Below are 17,249 nucleotides of genomic sequence, written 5' to 3'. Positions count from 1 at the left end.
CCTTTTTATTGGCTGATGGATCAATGGCTTTTTACTTCCGTGGAGGGAGTCGGTATGATTTGCCGAGCCAAAAAGACTGTATGGATGATCTGAACTCGATATGCGGATGAAACACCTGATTGCCGCGGCTTTGACCGCCCTCACCCTCTCCGGTTGCAGCCTGGTCTATCGTATCGATATTCCCCAGGGCAACTATGTGGAACAAAAACAGGTCGACAAACTGCGCCAGGGGATGACCCGCGAGCAGGTCAGCTATGTGCTGGGGACCCCCATGCTGCGTGACGGCTTTGACCCCAACACCTGGTACTACCTCTATGAATTCCAGCCGGGCCACGGCGACAAGGAGCGCAAAGAGCTCACCGTCACCTTCGCCAATGACAGGCTGACCACAGTGACGGGTGACTTCCCGCTGCCAGCAGCTTTCAATACCCCGCTCTGATATCACGCAAAACCGGCCTCGCGCCGGTTTTGTTTTATCCAGCCCCGCGTAATTCATCCTGCCCGACAACACTGAGTCATTTCTCCCCATTGCAGCTGCTCGCAAATTGCCTGATGCTGATGAGCAGCCACCATGGCATCAACACCATCGAATGACACAGGGAGAATCCCCATGAGCCGGATCCTGATTGCCGGAGCCAGCGGCCTGATCGGTCGCGAACTGGTGCAGCAACTGCCTGCCGAACATGAACTGACCCTGCTCTGTCGCAAGCCGGGCAAGGAGGCGCACCACTGGCTGCCGGTCAATTTTGATGATCTGGCCAGCGTCACCCTCTCCCGCCCGGTGGATATCGCCTTCTGTGCCCTCGGTACTACCCGCAAGGAGGCAGGCTCTGCCGAGGCGTTTCGCCGGGTCGATCTCGACTATGTCATCGCCTTTGCCGAGCTGGCCCGCCGCCACGGTTGTCAACGGCTGATCGTGGTCTCGAGCATGGGGGCCAGCACATCGTCCCCGGCTCTCTATCCGCGTACCAAGGGAGAGATGGAGCAGGCCTTGCTGGCCCAATCCTGGCCACGGCTCGCCATCGTGCGGCCCGCCATGCTGCTCGGAGATCGCCAGCCACCGCGCCTCTCCGAGCAGATCTTTCAAGCTATCTATCCGCTGTTTCGACCGCTGCTGGTGGGCAAGCTCGCCCGCTGGCGCGCCATCGAAGCCCAGCAGGTGGCCCGCGCCATGATCGCCCTCTCGAAACTGCCCGCCGGGTGCGAGATTGTCGAGAACGAGCAACTGCTGGCTCTCTGAACTAGGCCTTCCCCACTACTTAAGCTCTATGCCGTAAAAACAGCAGGGCAAGCCAATTGGCTTGCCCTTTGTTTATCTGTTGGCGAGGTACCCTGACCGCCTCTTGCCATAACAGGCTGCGCTCGGCTATCAGGGCAACATCCATCAACCGCGAATATGGTCGATAAAGGCGTCGATCTGCTCGCGAGTGCAGGCCGGATTCATAAAGACTGCCTTCTCCCCGGCGATATAGGAGTATTTGCCGCGGGCGTCGTAGTCGGAGTGGGCCACCGCCTCCACCCAGTTGGTGTAGAGCCCCACCTTGCCGCGCCCCTTGAACAGGCTGCGGTGGTAATCGGTATTGCGCTGCAGTCGCGCCTTGTAGGCAGGGTCACTGGAGCGGGCCAGCTCGAAGGCGAATTCGGCTTCAGGATCGCTCACCCACTCGGGGTTGTAGATCTTGAAGCCGACACTCGGCCCCTGATTCTCCTGCGCCACCAGCTTGACGTTGCCAAGCTGACTCAGGCGATAGCGGAAGTAGTTGGCATTTTGCAGGCAGTGGGCCAGCACGGTGCGATACCCCTCGACCCCCATATAGTTGAGCGCCGCATAGGCACCGAACAGACCGCTCGCGCCGCGGGAGCACTCGATGGTGGATTGCAGGTGGGTCTGGCCCTGAATGTCCCGCTCGAAGTAAGAGAAGTTCTCCGGGTCATTCTCCATCGCCTTGAGGTCATCCTGCTCTTTAATCATCACCAGACTGGAGGTGTAGGGCACATAGCCCCACTTCTGGAAGTCGACGGTGAAGGAGTCGGCATATTTGAGCTCGGCAAAGCGCGCCACGTTGCGCTCGATCCCCGCCAGAGTCGCGCTGTTGATGGCGAGCGGGTTGGCGGCAAAGTCGTAACCCAGGAAGAAGATCATCGACCAGCCGATGGCGGCATCGACGTGGATGTGAGGTTTGACCGCCACCTCAAACTGCTCGCACAAGCGATTGCGCAGCTCGAACACGGGTTTCACCTGATCGACCCCGAAGGTATCGGTGGTGCCCATGGTGAGCATGATGGTGGGCACCACGTGCTTCAGGGCAAAACAGGCGGTCAGGGTGCGCTCGAGGTGGTCGAGATCGATGTCATTGTTCTCGCCGACCTGAATGCGGATGGTCTTGTTCTCGATATCGACCCCGAGCAGGGAGAGGTTGGTGATGTTGGAGTAGTGACCGCCCTGGGAGTTGATGATGCGGTAATCCTGATAGTGGCCTAGCCCCTTGTGCTTGGCCTCCGGCAAGGTTTTGCGAATGCCGAGCAAGTAGCCATAGAGGTTACAGAAGGTCCCCCCCTGGGTGAAGATGCCGGTGGCGCGAGCCGTGTCGTAACCCGCCAGCAGGGCAATCTGGCGCACTACCTTTTTCTCCAGCTCCTCGGCCACTCCGGCATATTCGGAGTAGACCAGATTGGGGTTGGCCAGAATGCCCAGCTGGGCGCCATAGATAGCGGGATCCGCCGACATGGTGATGACGTTCTCGACGCTGGAGGGGTTCTCCCAATCCTTCGATAGAGCAGCGGCAAACAGCAACTCGGCCATCGGCTCGCCCGGGGTGCGCATGGTGGCGGGCACCGGCATGGTCTCGCAGAGATCGGCCAGGCGGGCACGGCCATCAGGCCAGGCATTCAGGCGGGCATCGGGGGCCAGGCCACGGGCCCGAAATTCGTTGAGGGTGGCAAATCCGGGTTCGCGAAAAACGGGCCAGAGATCGGGATTGCGCGAGAAAAAGTTGGCTTTGACGGTGGCGAAACGGGCGGAGAAATCGGGATGGACGGCATTGACGCTTTCGTCTTGCAGATAAACTAAGTCACTCATTTTTATACCATTAGTACAGCAAATGTGCGGCCGTTATACCCCTGTACCAGCGGGGCCGACAGTGACAATATCTAATGGCCTACCCTACTTTTTGTCATGTATCAGCCATCACAAGGGCTGGCAAAAAGGCGCCTTTGAGGCGCCTCTTTATATTTCGTGATCTTGCTCCCATCCTGGCTGACAGCGCCCTCACTATCAGACCGCCATCCGCGCAGCGTCCCCCTCAACGCAGGGAGGTCAACAGCCACTCGGCAAACTCCGCCAGCTCGCCCTGCTGTTGCGGAAAGGCCGCCAGCCAGGGCTGCAGACGGGCGGCGACAGCATCCGGTCGATAGCTACAACCCACCAGTTCGGCCGCCAGCCGATCAAACGGGGCCGGCTCCAGCGTATCGCTAAAGAGCTGCGCCCGGGTGATGCCCCCTTTCTCCACATCAAAGTGCAGCTCCACCCCGCCCCAGCTGAACCGCTCCTCCAGCAGATGGCTGAAAGCCGGTGCATGGCCGTAGTTCCACTCCCAGCTGCGCTGGCGGGCGAAGGTCTCGGCAAAGCCCGGCAGATCCGGCATCTGCTCCGGGGAGATATGCTCGGGCTCAACTCGAGCACCGTAATGGTGGAAGAACGCCTCGGCAAGCGCCTCGCTCACCTGTTGATGGTCGAGCCCCGGCAGCAGTTCGCACAGATTGGCCACCCGGCTGCGCACCGAGGTGATCCCCTTTGCCGCCAGCTTCTTGGGGTCGGGGTTGAGGTAGTTGGCAAGGCGGCCGAGATCGGCGTCCAGCAGCAGGGTGCCGTGGTGGAACCCGCGATCCTGAGTCTCCCGATAGGCCGACCCCGATACCTTGCGCTCCCCGTCCGGGGTCGCCACCAGCAGATCGTTGCGACCGGAGGCAAACGCCTCGATCCCCAATCGCTTAAGCCCGTCCAGCACGATGGCGGTGGAGACGCTCTTGTCATACTCCGGCTTGCCCGCCATGAAGGTGAAGCAGCTGTTGCCAAGGTCGTGGAACACGGCGCCGCCCCCACTGCTGCGGCGCGCCAGGGTGACCCCGTCCTCTTCCATGCGGCGGGTATTGCACTCCTTCCACGGATTCTGGGCACGGCCAATCACCACGGTATTGGCATTGCGCCAGAGGAACAGCACCCGCTGGCCGGGATCCATCTGGCGGAAGATGCACTCCTCAACGGCCAGATTGAACAGGGGATCGTGAGAGTCGGAGACAAGCAGACGCAAGCGGGACATAAAAAGACCTTATCCGGAACTGGGGGCAGCATGATAACACTGACGGGGTACCATCACTGAGCCATCGCACATTAACCGGTGCGCAGCAGCCGCGATACATTTGCGTCACACCTGACCGCCTCTTAAAAGTATCTATTGATATAACGACACAGCTTGACGTGCAACCACGGAAAAAAAGCAGTCAAGCCACAATGACAGCAATAAAAACGGGAAAAAGTGGCTAGAATGCGACCACTTCGATAGGCCATATGACTCTCTTATTGGTCACATAACTTGCAAAAAAACGGCATGTATCCATCCCGTGTGATGAATGACACAAAAATGACTTTCCAACCCCCCTATACCCCATTGCAAACGCCTTTTCTCCCCTTGCAGGTGACACAAAATTGCTTGAATCTAGCCTAGACACCGCTCCCGAGAGAAACGTTGTATGACGGAGAACGCAGCCCCCCGCCAGCCCCTCAGCTGGTTTATGCCAATGCTGGTCGGTATGGTCATCGCGACCCTGACCTCTTCCCCCGTGCGAGCCGGCGAGCAGGTCATCGTCCAGTTGCCGTGGCAACACCAGTTCCAGTTTGCCGGTTACTACGCGGCTATCGCCAAAGGGTTTTATCGGGAGGCCGGTCTGCATGTCACCCTGCGCGAAGCGGACTACCGCACCGATGTGGTCAGCGAGGTGATCTCGGGAAAGGCCCAGTTTGGCATCAGCGGCAGTGATCTGCTGCTGGATCGGGCTGCCGGTCGCCCGGTGGTGGTGCTCGCCGCCCTGCTGCAGCACTCGCCGCTGGTTCTGCTCACGCTGGATCGGCCAGATATTCGCAACCCGGCCGATCTGGCCAACAAGCGACTGATGCTGGAGCCGGGCTCCAACGAGCTGCTGACCTACCTTTCCAACCAGACCCGCAGCCGCGACTGGGTCACCCTCCCCTATAAACAGGGGATAGAGGCACTGCTGGCGGGCAAGGTGGATGCCATCAGCGCCTACAGCACTACCGAGCCCTTCTATCTGCAACAAAAAGGGATCCCCTATCGGGTCTTCAGTCCGCGCACCATCGACTTCGACTTCTACGGCGACAACCTGTTTACCTCCGAGCGGGAGCTGATCACCCGACAGGATCGGGTCTACGCCTTCCAGCAGGCCAGCCTCAAGGGGTGGCGCTATGCGATGGACCACCCCGAAGAGATGATCAACCTCATCATGGAGCAGTACCCGACCGGGGCTGGCCGTGAACAGCTGGAGTTCGAGGCGCGCGAAACCAGAGAGCTGATGCAGCCGGATCTGATCGAACCTGGCTACATGCAACAGGAGCGCTGGCTGCAGATCGCCAAAACCTATCTGGAGGCGGGCATGCTCACGGTATTGCCCAACCTCGACCGCTTTATCTACGACCCGGCGCAGGAGCGGCTGCGCCAGCAACGGCAACTGCTCGACAAGAGCGTGGCGGTGGCCATGCTCATCACCTTTACCCTGATGACCCTGCTCGGCATCTTCTTGCACCTCTATCTGCGCCTGCGCCAGGAGGCGCGGGATCGCCAGCGGCTGACCCGTGAGCTGGCCCAGAGCGAGCAGCACTATCGCTTCGTGGCGGAGAACAGCGCCGATGTGATCTGGACCATGGATGCCGCCAGCTTGCGCTTTCGCTACGTCAGCCCGGCCATCACTCCTCTAAGCGGCTACGAAGCCCCCGAGCTGTTTGCCCTGCCCCTCAAACAGCTGCTGCCGGATGCCTCAAGGCAACTGCTGCGCGAGGAGATCTCCGCCACCCTGGAGGCCTGGCAGCGGGGCGAACATGACCAGACTCGCCGGGTCATTCGCACCCAGCTGCGCCACAAGGATGGCCATCTGGTGGCGACCGAGACCATCACCACCCTCCATGGCAACCACAATGCCCAGCCGGAGGCGATCCTCGGGGTCACCCGGGATATCACCGAGCGGGCAGCGCGAGAGGAGATGATGCGCCGCCTCGCCTTCTACGACCCCCTCACCGGGCTGCCCAATCGCCGCTTGCTGCAGCAACGGCTCAAGGAGCTGATGGAGCAGGAGACGCCCCGTCCGCTGGCATTGATGTTTATCGATCTCGATCACTTCAAGCCGATCAACGACACCTTCGGCCATGAGACCGGGGATATTCTGCTCAATATGGTGGCCGAGCGGATGAGCCACTGCGTGCGCAAACAGGATCTGGTGGCACGGCTGGGGGGCGATGAGTTTGTTATCTTGCTGCCGGAGAGTGGCGACGAAGTGCTGGCGGTGGCCGACAAGCTGCACCAGCAGCTGCGCCATCCGTTCCAGCTGGAGGGGCAGGAGCTGCTCATCTCCAGCAGTATCGGGCTGGCGCTCTATCCCGAGCACGGGGAGGATGCCAAAACCCTGATGCACCACGCCGATCAGGCCATGTATCAGGCGAAGAATCGCGGCCGCGGCCGGGTCTGCCTCTATACCGAGGGCCTTGATCCCGAGCAGGGCGCCCTGCTGTGGCAACCCGGCCACGAGTGCGGTCACCCGCGCATCGATGCCGAGCATCGCCAGCTCTTCGTATTGACCAACCGGCTGCTGGAGCGGATGAAAGATCAGCACGAGGATCCGGCCCCGTTTCTGGAGAGTCTGGAGAGCCTGTTCGACATGGCTCGTCACCACTTCGCCTTTGAAGAGCAGATGCTGGCGGAGCTCGACTATCAGGAACTCGTCAGCCACCGTCAGGATCACCAACGCCTGCTCAACAAGGCAGGCCAGCTGCTGCACGCCGCCAAAGCGGGGACACTGGGCAACGACGAGTTGCTCAACTTCATCATTCAGGAGCTGGTGGTCGGCCACATGAGTCAGGCGGATCGCCGCTACTTCCCTCTGTTCAGATCTGAGCGCAACCTGTCGATTGCGGAGGTGGTCGCCTAGTCCCCCTTGTTCAGACCCGAGCGTAACGCGCCTCTTGCGAAAGGGGCTGCCTAGTCACCGCGCAGGGCAACCACGGGATCGAGACGCACTGCCCGCAAGGCAGGGGCGACCCCGGCCAGCAGACCGACCAGGGCGCTGCAACCGAGCGCCAGCAGCAGATAGAGAGGATGAAGGGTGAGCGGCAAGCCGGCCGCCAGCAGGGTGAGCAGCAGCTTGAGCCCGCCGAGCAGGGCCAGCCCCATGGCCCCGCCCAGCAGCGCCAGCACCACGGCTTCGAGCAGGAACAGCAATAGAATGCGCCGCCGTGGGCAGCCCAGCGCCATCAGCAAGCCCACTTCGGGGATCCGCTCCTGCTGGGCGATGCTCATGATGCTGAAGATGCCGACCGCCCCGATCAGCAGAGAGATAATGCCGAGCCCGCCAACCGCCAGCTTGATGATGGAGAGTATCTTGTCGAGGCTGGTCAGCATGTCCTGCTGGGAGGTGAGGGTAAAATCCTCGGCGCCGTGGCGGGCGATCAGCACCCGCCGGATCTGGGCGGTGATCTCGGCCTCCGCCTGCCCGGCGCGATAGATGACATCGATCTCCTGCAGCCCCTCCTTGTTGAACAGCGCCTGGGCGTGAGCGGCGGGCAGATAGATCATGTCGTCCAGATCAAAGCCGAGAAATTGCCCCTTGGGGGCCAGCACCCCGGCCACCCGAAAACGGCGATCACCGGCGCGCAGCAGACTGCCCGGCGCATCGCCGCCGGGAAACAGCTCAGCCGCCACCTTGGCCCCCAGCACCGCATAGGCGCGGGGCATGGCACTGTCATCCGCGGGCAGAAAACGCCCCTGCACCAAGGTGAGCCGCCAGCCGGAGAGTGCCGCCGGACCTGTGCCCAGAATGGCGGTGCTGCGGGTGAGCCCACGGCTGCGTACCTCCCCCTGCCCCTGCACCACAGGGAGCGCCGCCTCTACCCCTGCCAATCTGGCAAGGGCATCGGCATCCTCCAGCAGCAGGGGACGGCTGCTGGAGAGGATGCCGGGCGGGCCGCCGGCGGTCTCTGTCTTGCCCGGGGTCACGGCGATCAGCCGGGTGCCAAATTGGGAGAAGCTGTCGAGCAGATAGAGCCTAAGCCCCTCGCCGATGCCGGTGAGCAGGGTCACCGAGGCGATCCCGATGGCAATGCCGAGCGCCGACAGCAGGCTGCGACTGCGCCCCGCCAGCAAGGCACGCCAGAGCCAGAAAAGCAGATCAGCGGCGCGCATCAGCCACCGCTCCACTGTCCGCTGCGCAGGCTGCTGACCGGATCTTGCCGTGCCGCCCGGGAGGCGGGCAGCCAGCTAAAAAACAGCCCGGTCAGCAGGGCCGCCGGTATGGTGCAGAAAGTAGCGAGCAGAGGGACAGCCGCCGGAAATCCGGGCCAAATCACTCCGGCGAGGCCAACCAAGGCATAGCCCAACACAGTACCAAACAGCGCGCCACTGCCGCTCAACAACAGCGCCTCCCACAAAAACAGCTGGCGGATCTGGCGACTGTCGGCCCCCAGCGCCTTGAGCAGGCCGATTTCGCCGGTGCGCTGGCGGGTGCTGATCAGCGCCAGATTCATCATCATGATGCCACAGACCAGCAGGCTGATGGCGCCGATGCCGGCAACGGCCAGGGTGAGAGTCGAGAGAATGGTGGAGAAGGTAGCCAGCATGGCGTCACGGCGCACCACGGTCACATCGAGCATCCCGTGGCGCGCCTGCATCAGCTGCTCCAGTCGCTTGACCAGCGGCGGCACCGCTTGCCCCGCCAGCGGCTGGATCAGCAGCCGAAACAGCCCCTCGGTATTGAACAGCCGCATGGCACTACCGACCGGGATCAGCGCGGCCTCGGCCATATCCATCCCCAGATTGCTGCTCTGACTGGTGAAGACCCCCACCACCCGAAAGCGGCGATTGTCAAAACGCAGCCACTGGCCGACCGGGTCGGCCTGACCGAACAGCTCACGGGCCACCTTGGCCCCGAGCAGGACGGCCGGTCGATCCTCTGCGGCATCCCCCGGTAGCCAGCGGCCGGAGAGCAGCTCCAGCCCGTGGGTATCGCGCAGCCCGTTGCTGCTGCCAAGCAGCATGGTCTGGCGCAGCCGCGCCCCCTGTTTGGCCTCGGCAAAGCCCATCACCAGCGGCACCAGCCGCACGTTTGGCTGGTGCTGGCCAAGGTAGTGCATATCATCGAGAGTGATCTGCCGCAGACTGTTGCCGGTGACCGGCGGCAGCCCGCCTGTGGTCTCCTTGCGGCCCGGGAACATCACCAGCAGATCCTTGCCAAGGGAGCTGAACTGGTCGGCCACATAGCGCCTCGCCCCCTCTCCCAGCGCGGTGAGCAGCAGCACCGAGGTGACGCTCAGACTCACCGCCAGGATCAAGACCAGCGCCCGTGAGCGCTGGCGCAGCAGGGCCACGGCGGCAAAGCGGATCACATCGGGTCGCCGCATTCAGCCACCGCCGCTATCAATGTTGATGCGCCCATCGTTCATCAGGATCCGCCTGCCTGCCCGTTCCCCGAGGCGCGGGTCGTGAGTCACCACCACCAGCGTGATCCCCTGCTCCCGGTTGAGCTCCTCCAGCAGGGTAATCACCTCCTCCCCGGAGCGGGAGTCGAGATTGCCGGTGGGCTCGTCGGCCAGGATCAGCCGCGGCGCCATTGCCATGGCCCGGGCGATGGCTACCCGCTGACGCTGACCGCCGGATAGTTCGGCAGGGCGGTGTCCGGCCCGGTTCTCCAGCCCCAGCTCCCCCAGCAGTCGTTGGCTGCGACGATGGCGCTCGGCGGGGGCGATCCCGCACAGCATCAGCGGCAGCTCGACGTTTTCACGGGCGGTGAGGCGGGAGATAAGGTGAAACGACTGGAACACGAAGCCGATGCGATGGCCGCGCAGTTGGGCCAGCGCCGGCTCTGACAGGGTGGCGGTGTCCTCCCCTCCCAGCCAGTAGCGCCCCTCATCGGGCCGATCCAGCAGCCCCAACACATTGAGCAGGGTCGATTTGCCGGAGCCAGAGGGGCCCATCACCGCCAGATACTCCCCCTCGGCAACCCGCAGGGAGACGCGATCGAGGGCGGCCACTTCGCTCCCCCCCAGAGTGAAACGTCGGCTGACGGCATCAAGGCGAATGAGATCACTCATCCGTCTGCTCCGTGGCAGCGCGGAAAGGGCCCTCCCCGACAATCTGTCCGGGCTGAGCTGCCAGCCGATCACCGGCGGCGAGCCCCTCGGCCACCTCAATCCAGTTCCAGTTCTCCACGCCCCAACGGGGCACCACCCGCACCAACTTATCCCCTTCCAGCCGCAGCACGCTGCCATCGTCGGCCCGGCTGCTGGCCGCTACCCGCAGCACATCGGTAGCGCGGGTCACTTCGACCTCAAGGTCGGCGCTGTAGCCGATAAGCAGGGGGACATCGGTGGGCAGGGCAGTGAGCGCAGCCTCCACCTCCACGGTGCGGGCCTGCTTTTCCAGCTCCTTCACATAGGGGGCGATACGGGTGACGGTAGAGGCAAAATCGCGCCCGGGCATGGCATCGAGCAGTACCCGGGCAGACTGACCCACCTTGAGGCGGGCAGCATCCACCTCATCGATGGGGGCTGAGACATAGAGACAGCGATCGTCGATAAGATCGATAACCGGAGGCATGGCGACCCCGGGCGGTGAGGGGGTCATGTATTCGCCCAGCTTGCTGTTGACCTCAGCCACCACGCCGGCAAACGGCGCCAGCAGGCGGCGCTCGCTCAAGCGGGCCTCCACTTGGGCGACCTGCGCCTCGTCGACCCGCTCCTGCTGACGGGATGCCTGGCAGACATAGCGGCGGGTATCGGCCAGATTCTGGGCCTGCTCGGCGAGGGTGCGGGAGGTGAGGTTTTTGGCCAGCAAGGTGGCCAGCCGGTTGGCCTCCCGCTCGTAGTAGGCAGCCTCGCTGCAACGCTCCTCGCGCTGGGTCTTGCCAAGGGCCTGCTGGGCGCGGGCCCGGGCGAGATCGGCGTGAATATCGTCACTCCAGAGGGTCAGCAGCAGATCTCCCTGCGCCACCCGCTCTCCGGCCTTGACGGCGATCTGCTCCACCACGCCGCCACCGGGCAGACTGAGTCCGGCCCGCTGGCACGACTTGATGGTGCCAGCCCGGGTGTTGACCACGGTGACCAGCACATCCCCCCGCCCGACCTCTGCCAGCCTGATCGGCGTAGGCTGCGGTCGCCACCACCATGCTGCCGCAGCCACCGCTACCACAGCGCCACTTCCCCACCACAACCAACCTCTCTTCATCGCGCATCCTTTCGCTAGGGACTCCCGTCATGAGCGTCGGGAGAGCAGGGCATAATAGAGCAAGGGTATCACCACCAGGGTGAGCAAAGTGGAGACCAGGATCCCGAAAATCAGGCTGATGGCCAGTCCGTTGAAGATGGGATCATCGAGGATAAACAGAGCTCCGATCATCGCCGCCAACGCCGTCAGCATGATGGGTTTGGCCCGCACCTGCGCCGCTTCGATCACCGCCTGCTCGAACGCCACTCCGGCGCTGCGCTGCTGCTCGATAAAGTCCACCAGCAGGATGCTGTTGCGCACGATGATCCCGGCCAGCGCAATCATCCCGATCATCGAGGTTGCGGTAAACTGGGCCCCCAGCAGAGCGTGGCCCGGCATCACCCCGATGAGGGTGAGCGGAATAGGGGCCATGATGATGAGCGGCACCAGATAGGAGCGGAACTGGGCCACCACCAGCAGGTAGATGAGGATCATCCCCACCCCGTAGGCTAGCCCCATGTCGCGGAAGGTCTCGTAGGTGATCTTCCACTCCCCGTCCCACAACAGCGCCACCTCCCCCAGCTTGTCGGGCTGCTGCACGTAATATTGGGGCAGGTCGATGTCGGCACCGGCGGCAAACATGCCGTAGAGCGGGCTGTCGGTGTGGCCACCCATGTCGGCCACCACCATCACCATGGGCTGCATGTTCTTGTGCATGATATAACTGGGGGCCACCTCATCACGGCGACTCACCAGCTCGGAGACCCGCACCAGCTGGCCGCTCTGGCTGCGCACCTTGAGGGCCAGTACGCCCGCCAGATCCCGTTTGTCACCGGGAGCCAATTCGATACGGATCGGCACCGGATACTTGGCACCGTGCCCCTGCAGCCAGCTGGCATCCTGATAACCTACCCCACCATTGAGGGTGCTCACCAGGTCGCCGAGATCGACCCCGAGCAGGGCCGCCTTGCTGCGATCCACCACCAGCCGCCACTTGGGCTGCGGGTCGGTCAGATAGATATCCACATCCACCAGATCCGCCGTGGCCACAAAACGGGCCTGTACGGAGCGCGCCGCCGCTTCACGGGCAGCAGGCGTCGGGCCATACACTTCTGCGACTATGGGGGACCAGACCGGCGGGCCGGGCGGCACCTCAACGACTTTCAGGTTGCCCCCTGCCGCACTGGCGATGGCCTGCAGCGGCTCCCGAACCGACTGGGCAATCTGGTGGCTGCTGCGATCCCGCTCATGCTTGTCCACCAGATTGACCTGAATATCCCCCACGTTGGCGCCGCTGCGGATAAAGTAGTGGCGCACCAGCCCGTTGAAATTGATGGGGGCGGCGGTGCCGGCATAGATCTGGTAATCCTTCACCTCCTCCACCATGGCAAGCTCTCGTCCGACCGCCAGCAGGGTGCGCTCGGTCTGCTCCAGGGTCGCCCCCTCCGGCATATCGAGCACCAGCTGAAATTCCGACTTGTTGTCAAAGGGGAGCATCTTGAGCACCACCCACTGCACCACCGGCATGGCGGTAGCCGCCCCGACCAGCAGCAACACCGCCAGCCAGAGCTTGCGTCTGGCACGCTTGGCGCCATCACCAATCAGGAAAGGGGTCATCAGCCGGTGAAAGAGACCAGCCTTGGCCTCGCCGTGGGCACCGTGCACCTCACCCTTGAGCAAATGGCTCGCCAGCCAGGGGGAGAAGATAAAGGCCACCAGCAGGGAGATGAGCATCCCCATGCTGGCATTGATGGGAATGGGGCTCATGTAAGGGCCCATCAGCCCGCTGACAAAGGCCATCGGCAGCAGGGCCGCGATGACGGTCAGGGTCGCCAGTATGGTCGGCCCCCCCACCTCATCCACCGCCCCCGGAATCAGATCCTTGAGCGCCCCCTTGCCCAAACCGCGATGGCGGTGGATGTTCTCCACCACCACAATAGCGTCATCCACCAGAATGCCGATGGAGAAGATCAGCGCAAACAACGACACCCGGTTGAGGGTAAAGCCCCAGGCCCAGCTGGCAAACAGGGTCAGTGCCAGGGTGATGACGATGGCAACGCCCACCACCAGTGCCTCGCGCCAGCCCATGCTCACCAGCACCAGCAGCACCACCGCCGTGGTGGCAAAAATCAGCTTGCCGATCAGGGTGTTGGATTTGGTCTCGGCGGTGACGCCGTAGTCACGGGTCACCGTCACCTCGACTCCTGCCGGGATAAGCCGGTTCTGCAAACTCTCGACCCGCGCCTCCACCCGCTTGGCTACCTCGACCGCGTTCTGACCCGGTTGCTTGCCGATGGCCAGAGTCACCGCCGGATAACTGGTCTGCCCCTGCCCCATCCAGCTGCGCTGCACCGGAGTCTCCTTCCCCAGCGACACACTAGCCACATCACCGAGGTAAACCGGCTTGTCGTCGTGCAGCCCCACAACCAACTCGCGGGCCTCCTGCTCGCTTTGCAGGAACTGCCCCACCTGCACCTTGATCTCCCGGTTATCTTGCTCGATAGCCTGTGTGGTGCCTACCTGATTGGCGGCCGCCAGTCGCTGGCTCAGTTCGCCCCAGCTGATGCCGTGGGCGCTGAGGGCCGCCGGATCCGGCATCACCCGCAACACGGCGCTCTGGCTGCCCAGCGTGTAAATATCGCGGGTACCGGGAATGCGCTTGAGTTCGGTCTCCAGCTCATGGGCGACCCGGGTCAGCTCGGGTGCCCCCAGTTGCTTACTCCCCTCTTTGCTCCATAAGGTCAGACTGACGATGGGGACATCATCGATCCCCCGGGGTTTTACGAGTGGCTGACCGACTCCGATCCCCTGTGGCAGCCAATCGCGGTTGGAGTCGAGCTGGTTGTTGAGATCGACGATGGCCTGTTCGCGGCTCACCCCTACCTTGAATACCACCACCAGCAGGGCGCCATCGGGTTGGGAAAAAGAGTAGAGGGTATCGATCCCCTTTATCTGGGAAACCACCTGCTCGGCAGGGGTAGTGACGAGAGAGGCCACTTCAGCCGGAGTGGCTCCCGGGAAGGGAATGTAGACATCGGCGAAGGTGACATCGATCTGCGGTTCCTCCTCCTTGGGGGTCACCAGCACTGCAAAAAGACCGAGCAACAGCCCCACCAGCGCCAGCAGCGGCGTGATGGCCGAGCCTTGGAACAGCGCAGCCAGCCGACCGGCAGGCCCCAGCCTCTCCTTGTTGCCGTTCAGCTCTCTACTCATGGGCCACCTCCTGCTGCTGCGCCCAGGCATCAGGGGCCAGCTTGTCACCGGCTTGCAGCCCGGCCAGGATCTCGCACTGTCCCTCGACGCAATGGCCGACCCGCACCGGCGTCAGGGCCCAGCCAGCGGGCTGCTGCAGATAGACGCCATTGAACTCCCCTTGCCGCAGCAGGGCGCGATCCGACACCTGCAACACCTGACGTTCACCCTGCTTGAGCTGCACCTTGAGCCACATGCCGGGCAATACCCCGACGTTTTGCGGCGGCAAGTCGAGGCGCAACCTGAAGGCGTGGCTCTGGCTGTCGGCATAATTGAAGCGGGTCAGTTTGACCGGGGTAACGGCCCTGCCATCCGGCAGCAGCACCTGCACATCCTCAGGCTCACGAGCAAGCGTCAGGGCGGATTGGGGCAACTCCACCTCCACCCGCAAGGTGTCGAGGGAGAAGCCGGAGAGCAGCGGGGTACCGGGGGCGACAGTCTCCCCCAGCTCTACCAGCCGTTTGGTCACCACTCCGGCATAGGGAGCCAGAATGCGGGTATAACCGTAGGCCTCGCGGGCCTGAGTGAGGGCGGCATCGGCGGCATTGACCTCGGCGCGGGCGGCGCGATCCGTCGCCTGGGCATTATCGAGCTGGGCGCGGGTGATCACCCCCTTGGCAATCAGCGCCTGAAAGCGGGCGAGCTGGCGCTCGGCTTCCACTTGCTGAGCCTGCGCCCGCGCCAGCCGCGCCTCGGCACCGGAAACGGCGGCAAACTGCTCCTTGCCGCTGATCTCCAGCAGCGGTTGCCCCGCCTGCACCTGATCGTTCACATCCACCAGCATGCGGGAGACCCGGCCGCTGGTCTGGGCCGCCACCGTCCCCTGATTGATGGCACTGACGGTGCCATCCAGCGTCAGCCAGTCGGTCACCGGCTGCGGCGCCACTGTCAACAAGGGCTCTGGCTCCCCGTCTGCGGCAAAGGCCCGGGGGGATGTCATGGCTGCGATGTCATCACCAATAAGGTGATCCCCAGCAACCGGATCTTTTCCATCATTACTCTCCTTCCCTGGCGTAATCTGTCACTTCACGGGATCAGGCGGTATGGGACTGGCGCACCTTATCCACTCCCCGAGCTGGCGCCTTGGTCAGCACCCTGGCCAGCCCTCTGTCAAACAGCAAGATCCCGGCCACCATGGCCGCAATAAACAACATTATCATGGGCTGCCCGCTGGAAATGAGACTCAGAGCAGGCCCCGGGCAGATACCGACCAATCCCCAGCCGATGCCAAACAGCGCGGCCCCGCCGATCAGCCTGCGCTCCAGCCGAGGGGCTGGTACGGCGGCGATGGGCTCCCCCAGCACACTCTGGCGACGGGGTTTCAACAGCAGAAAATAACCCGGCATAAAGACCAGCAGGGCCCCTCCCATCACGAAGGCGAGGCTGGGATCCCAGGCCCCGGCCAGATCGAGAAAACCAGTGACCCTGGCGGGATCCATCATGCCGGAGATGGCCATCCCCAGCCCGAACAACACACCCGCAAACAAACTTGTCAGCAATTTCATGGCAATCAGCCCCTTACAGCAGATGATGAGTGACGAAGACGGTGATAAAGCCTGCCGCCATAAAGGTGAGGGTGGCGACGATGGAGCGCAGGGAGAGCCGCCCCATGCCACAGATGCCGTGGCCGCTGGTGCAGCCATTGCCAAGACGGGTACCGACCCCGACCAGCAGACCGGCCAGTAGCACAACGGGCCAGCCGGGCAGCGTGGTGAATGCGGGCATGGTGGCCCAGCCCAGGGTCAGCGCCAGCCAGGCGCCCGCCCCGAGCCCCAGCAGAAACAGCACCCGCCACGGCGCACGGTGTTGCAGCGCACCAGCCAGAATGCCGCTGATCCCGGCAACCCGGCCGTTGAACAACATCAGGATCAGGGCCGACAGCCCCGCCAGCATGCCGCCGCCCAAAGAGAGCAGCCATTGGCTTTCCATCATCAAGATTCTTATTTTCTGAGTGACAAAAATGGGTTTGCAGCGCGCCCAACACATCAGCTGCCGCTTCGCTCACCAGCGAGTAGTAAATCTGCTGGGAGACCTTGCGCGAACGGATCAGGCCGTAGCGCTTCAATACCGAAAGTTGCTGGGAAAAGGCCGACTGCCCGAGCTGGCTATGGGCCAGCAGCTCCCCGACCCCCTTCTCCCCCTCCACCAATTGGCAGAGCACCATCAGGCGTTCGGGATGAGCCAACGCCTTGAGCAGGGAGGCGGCGGCTGTCGCATGTCTGTTCATCTCGTCGAATTGGCTCATAAGAGTAAATTAGCAATTGCTGATATTTGTTCTATTGTATAAAACAACACTAAATTAGCAATATCTAAAGTAGATAAGGAGAAGGACCATGACAGTAGATAACGGAGTCAGAATCGTCGCGGGTTGCATGTTGCTGCTCTCGCTGATCCTTACCAGCTGGGTTCATCCGGGCTTTGTCTGGTTGAGTGCCTTTGTCGGGGTCAACCTGATCCAGAGCGCATTCACCGGTTTCTGCCCGGCAGCGATGATCCTCAAACGGATAGGATTTAAATAAC

Annotated in this window: 13 protein-coding genes and 2 pseudogenes; 4 read left to right on the top strand and 11 right to left on the bottom strand. The window is 62.8% G+C overall.

Features of this window, described 5'->3' with window-relative positions; genetic code table 11:
- The first annotated feature begins 100 nt into the window (after nucleotides 1-100).
- Together bamE and ACTG2B_RS07000 are read left to right on the top strand one after the other, a co-directional pair.
- Nucleotides 101-439: an outer membrane protein assembly factor BamE gene (gene bamE, locus ACTG2B_RS07005; protein ID WP_005337980.1), complete on the top strand. Its 339-nt coding sequence runs from the start codon at nucleotides 101-103 to the stop codon at nucleotides 437-439.
- Nucleotides 440-610: 171 nt separating this feature from the next.
- Nucleotides 611-1,240 carry an NAD(P)H-binding protein gene (locus tag ACTG2B_RS07000; RefSeq protein ID WP_429201031.1) on the top strand — a complete coding sequence of 210 codons (630 nt, stop codon included), beginning with the start codon at nucleotides 611-613 and terminating at the stop codon, nucleotides 1,238-1,240.
- 144 nt (nucleotides 1,241-1,384) lie between these two features.
- On the opposite strand, the gene ACTG2B_RS06995 is transcribed toward ACTG2B_RS07000, so the two are convergent.
- Complete coding sequence (locus ACTG2B_RS06995; protein ID WP_439995425.1) at nucleotides 1,385-3,079, bottom strand: pyridoxal phosphate-dependent decarboxylase family protein; 1,695 nt, start codon at nucleotides 3,077-3,079, stop codon at nucleotides 1,385-1,387.
- A 223-nt stretch (nucleotides 3,080-3,302) separates the two neighbouring features.
- Entirely contained in the window at nucleotides 3,303-4,319 is a 1,017-nt protein-coding gene (locus ACTG2B_RS06990) for a lipoate--protein ligase A (protein WP_439995424.1), read from the bottom strand.
- A 430-nt stretch (nucleotides 4,320-4,749) separates the two neighbouring features.
- On the opposite strand from ACTG2B_RS06990, the gene ACTG2B_RS06985 reads away from it, so the two are divergent.
- Nucleotides 4,750-7,212, top strand: coding sequence for a diguanylate cyclase domain-containing protein (locus tag ACTG2B_RS06985; RefSeq protein WP_429201035.1), 2,463 nt, complete (start codon nucleotides 4,750-4,752; stop codon nucleotides 7,210-7,212).
- 50 nt (nucleotides 7,213-7,262) lie between these two features.
- Here the strand turns inward: ACTG2B_RS06985 and ACTG2B_RS06980 are convergent, their stop codons facing one another.
- From ACTG2B_RS06980 to ACTG2B_RS06940, 9 genes and pseudogenes are all read right to left on the bottom strand, one after another.
- The gene (locus ACTG2B_RS06980; RefSeq protein ID WP_069527916.1) at nucleotides 7,263-8,462 is read right to left on the bottom strand and encodes an ABC transporter permease; all 1,200 of its coding nucleotides are present in this window, start codon (nucleotides 8,460-8,462) and stop codon (nucleotides 7,263-7,265) included.
- Nucleotides 8,462-9,676, bottom strand: a complete 1,215-nt coding sequence (locus ACTG2B_RS06975; RefSeq protein WP_429201039.1) for an ABC transporter permease — start codon at nucleotides 9,674-9,676, stop codon at nucleotides 8,462-8,464. Before ACTG2B_RS06975 ends, ACTG2B_RS06980 begins: the two co-directional genes overlap by 1 nt.
- Nucleotides 9,677-10,366, bottom strand: coding sequence for an ABC transporter ATP-binding protein (locus ACTG2B_RS06970; RefSeq protein WP_064341470.1), 690 nt, complete (start codon nucleotides 10,364-10,366; stop codon nucleotides 9,677-9,679). It abuts the gene before it with no gap.
- Nucleotides 10,359-11,498, bottom strand: coding sequence for an efflux RND transporter periplasmic adaptor subunit (locus ACTG2B_RS06965; RefSeq protein ID WP_429201042.1), 1,140 nt, complete (start codon nucleotides 11,496-11,498; stop codon nucleotides 10,359-10,361). The genes ACTG2B_RS06970 and ACTG2B_RS06965 overlap by 8 nt, the downstream gene beginning before the upstream one ends.
- Nucleotides 11,499-11,525: 27 nt before the next feature.
- Nucleotides 11,526-14,690, bottom strand: coding sequence for an efflux RND transporter permease subunit (locus ACTG2B_RS06960; RefSeq protein ID WP_439995423.1), 3,165 nt, complete (start codon nucleotides 14,688-14,690; stop codon nucleotides 11,526-11,528).
- Nucleotides 14,683-15,722, bottom strand: a pseudogene (locus ACTG2B_RS06955) (efflux RND transporter periplasmic adaptor subunit). Before ACTG2B_RS06955 ends, ACTG2B_RS06960 begins: the two are co-directional and overlap by 8 nt.
- A gap of 41 nt (nucleotides 15,723-15,763) precedes the next feature.
- Nucleotides 15,764-16,234 (bottom strand): DUF6691 family protein, encoded by a 471-nt coding sequence (locus tag ACTG2B_RS06950; RefSeq protein ID WP_429089115.1) that lies wholly within the window; start codon nucleotides 16,232-16,234, stop codon nucleotides 15,764-15,766.
- 13 nt (nucleotides 16,235-16,247) lie between these two features.
- Nucleotides 16,248-16,661, bottom strand: a complete 414-nt coding sequence (locus ACTG2B_RS06945; RefSeq protein WP_069554757.1) for a YeeE/YedE family protein — start codon at nucleotides 16,659-16,661, stop codon at nucleotides 16,248-16,250.
- 7 nt (nucleotides 16,662-16,668) lie between these two features.
- A pseudogene (locus tag ACTG2B_RS06940) lies at nucleotides 16,669-16,974 on the bottom strand (ArsR/SmtB family transcription factor); the annotation flags it as partial.
- Between the two features lie 88 nt (nucleotides 16,975-17,062).
- Here ACTG2B_RS06940 and ACTG2B_RS06935 point away from each other — a divergent pair.
- Nucleotides 17,063-17,248 (top strand): YgaP family membrane protein, encoded by a 186-nt coding sequence (locus tag ACTG2B_RS06935; RefSeq protein ID WP_100654141.1) that lies wholly within the window; start codon nucleotides 17,063-17,065, stop codon nucleotides 17,246-17,248.
- The last annotated feature ends 1 nt before the right edge of the window (nucleotide 17,249 follow it).

Origin of the sequence: Aeromonas sp. 30P, assembly GCF_051919805.1 — a bacterium.
Taxonomy (GTDB): domain Bacteria; phylum Pseudomonadota; class Gammaproteobacteria; order Enterobacterales; family Aeromonadaceae; genus Aeromonas; species Aeromonas veronii.
This window is presented reverse-complemented; position numbering and strand designations above follow the sequence as displayed.

Excerpts from the sequence above, each read along its gene's own strand:
- bamE (WP_005337980.1), top strand. The coding sequence starts at position 101 with ATGCGGATGAAACACCTGATTGCCGCGGCTTTGACCGCCCTCACCCTC.
- ACTG2B_RS07000 (WP_429201031.1), top strand. The coding sequence starts at position 611 with ATGAGCCGGATCCTGATTGCCGGAGCCAGCGGCCTGATCGGTCGCGAA.
- ACTG2B_RS06995 (WP_439995425.1), bottom strand. The coding sequence starts at position 3,079 with ATGAGTGACTTAGTTTATCTGCAAGACGAAAGCGTCAATGCCGTCCAT.
- ACTG2B_RS06990 (WP_439995424.1), bottom strand. The coding sequence starts at position 4,319 with ATGTCCCGCTTGCGTCTGCTTGTCTCCGACTCTCACGATCCCCTGTTC.
- ACTG2B_RS06985 (WP_429201035.1), top strand. The coding sequence starts at position 4,750 with ATGACGGAGAACGCAGCCCCCCGCCAGCCCCTCAGCTGGTTTATGCCA.
- ACTG2B_RS06980 (WP_069527916.1), bottom strand. The coding sequence starts at position 8,462 with ATGCGCGCCGCTGATCTGCTTTTCTGGCTCTGGCGTGCCTTGCTGGCG.
- ACTG2B_RS06975 (WP_429201039.1), bottom strand. The coding sequence starts at position 9,676 with ATGCGGCGACCCGATGTGATCCGCTTTGCCGCCGTGGCCCTGCTGCGC.
- ACTG2B_RS06970 (WP_064341470.1), bottom strand. The coding sequence starts at position 10,366 with ATGAGTGATCTCATTCGCCTTGATGCCGTCAGCCGACGTTTCACTCTG.
- ACTG2B_RS06965 (WP_429201042.1), bottom strand. The coding sequence starts at position 11,498 with ATGAAGAGAGGTTGGTTGTGGTGGGGAAGTGGCGCTGTGGTAGCGGTG.
- ACTG2B_RS06960 (WP_439995423.1), bottom strand. The coding sequence starts at position 14,690 with ATGAGTAGAGAGCTGAACGGCAACAAGGAGAGGCTGGGGCCTGCCGGT.
- ACTG2B_RS06950 (WP_429089115.1), bottom strand. The coding sequence starts at position 16,234 with ATGAAATTGCTGACAAGTTTGTTTGCGGGTGTGTTGTTCGGGCTGGGG.
- ACTG2B_RS06945 (WP_069554757.1), bottom strand. The coding sequence starts at position 16,661 with ATGATGGAAAGCCAATGGCTGCTCTCTTTGGGCGGCGGCATGCTGGCG.
- ACTG2B_RS06935 (WP_100654141.1), top strand. The coding sequence starts at position 17,063 with ATGACAGTAGATAACGGAGTCAGAATCGTCGCGGGTTGCATGTTGCTG.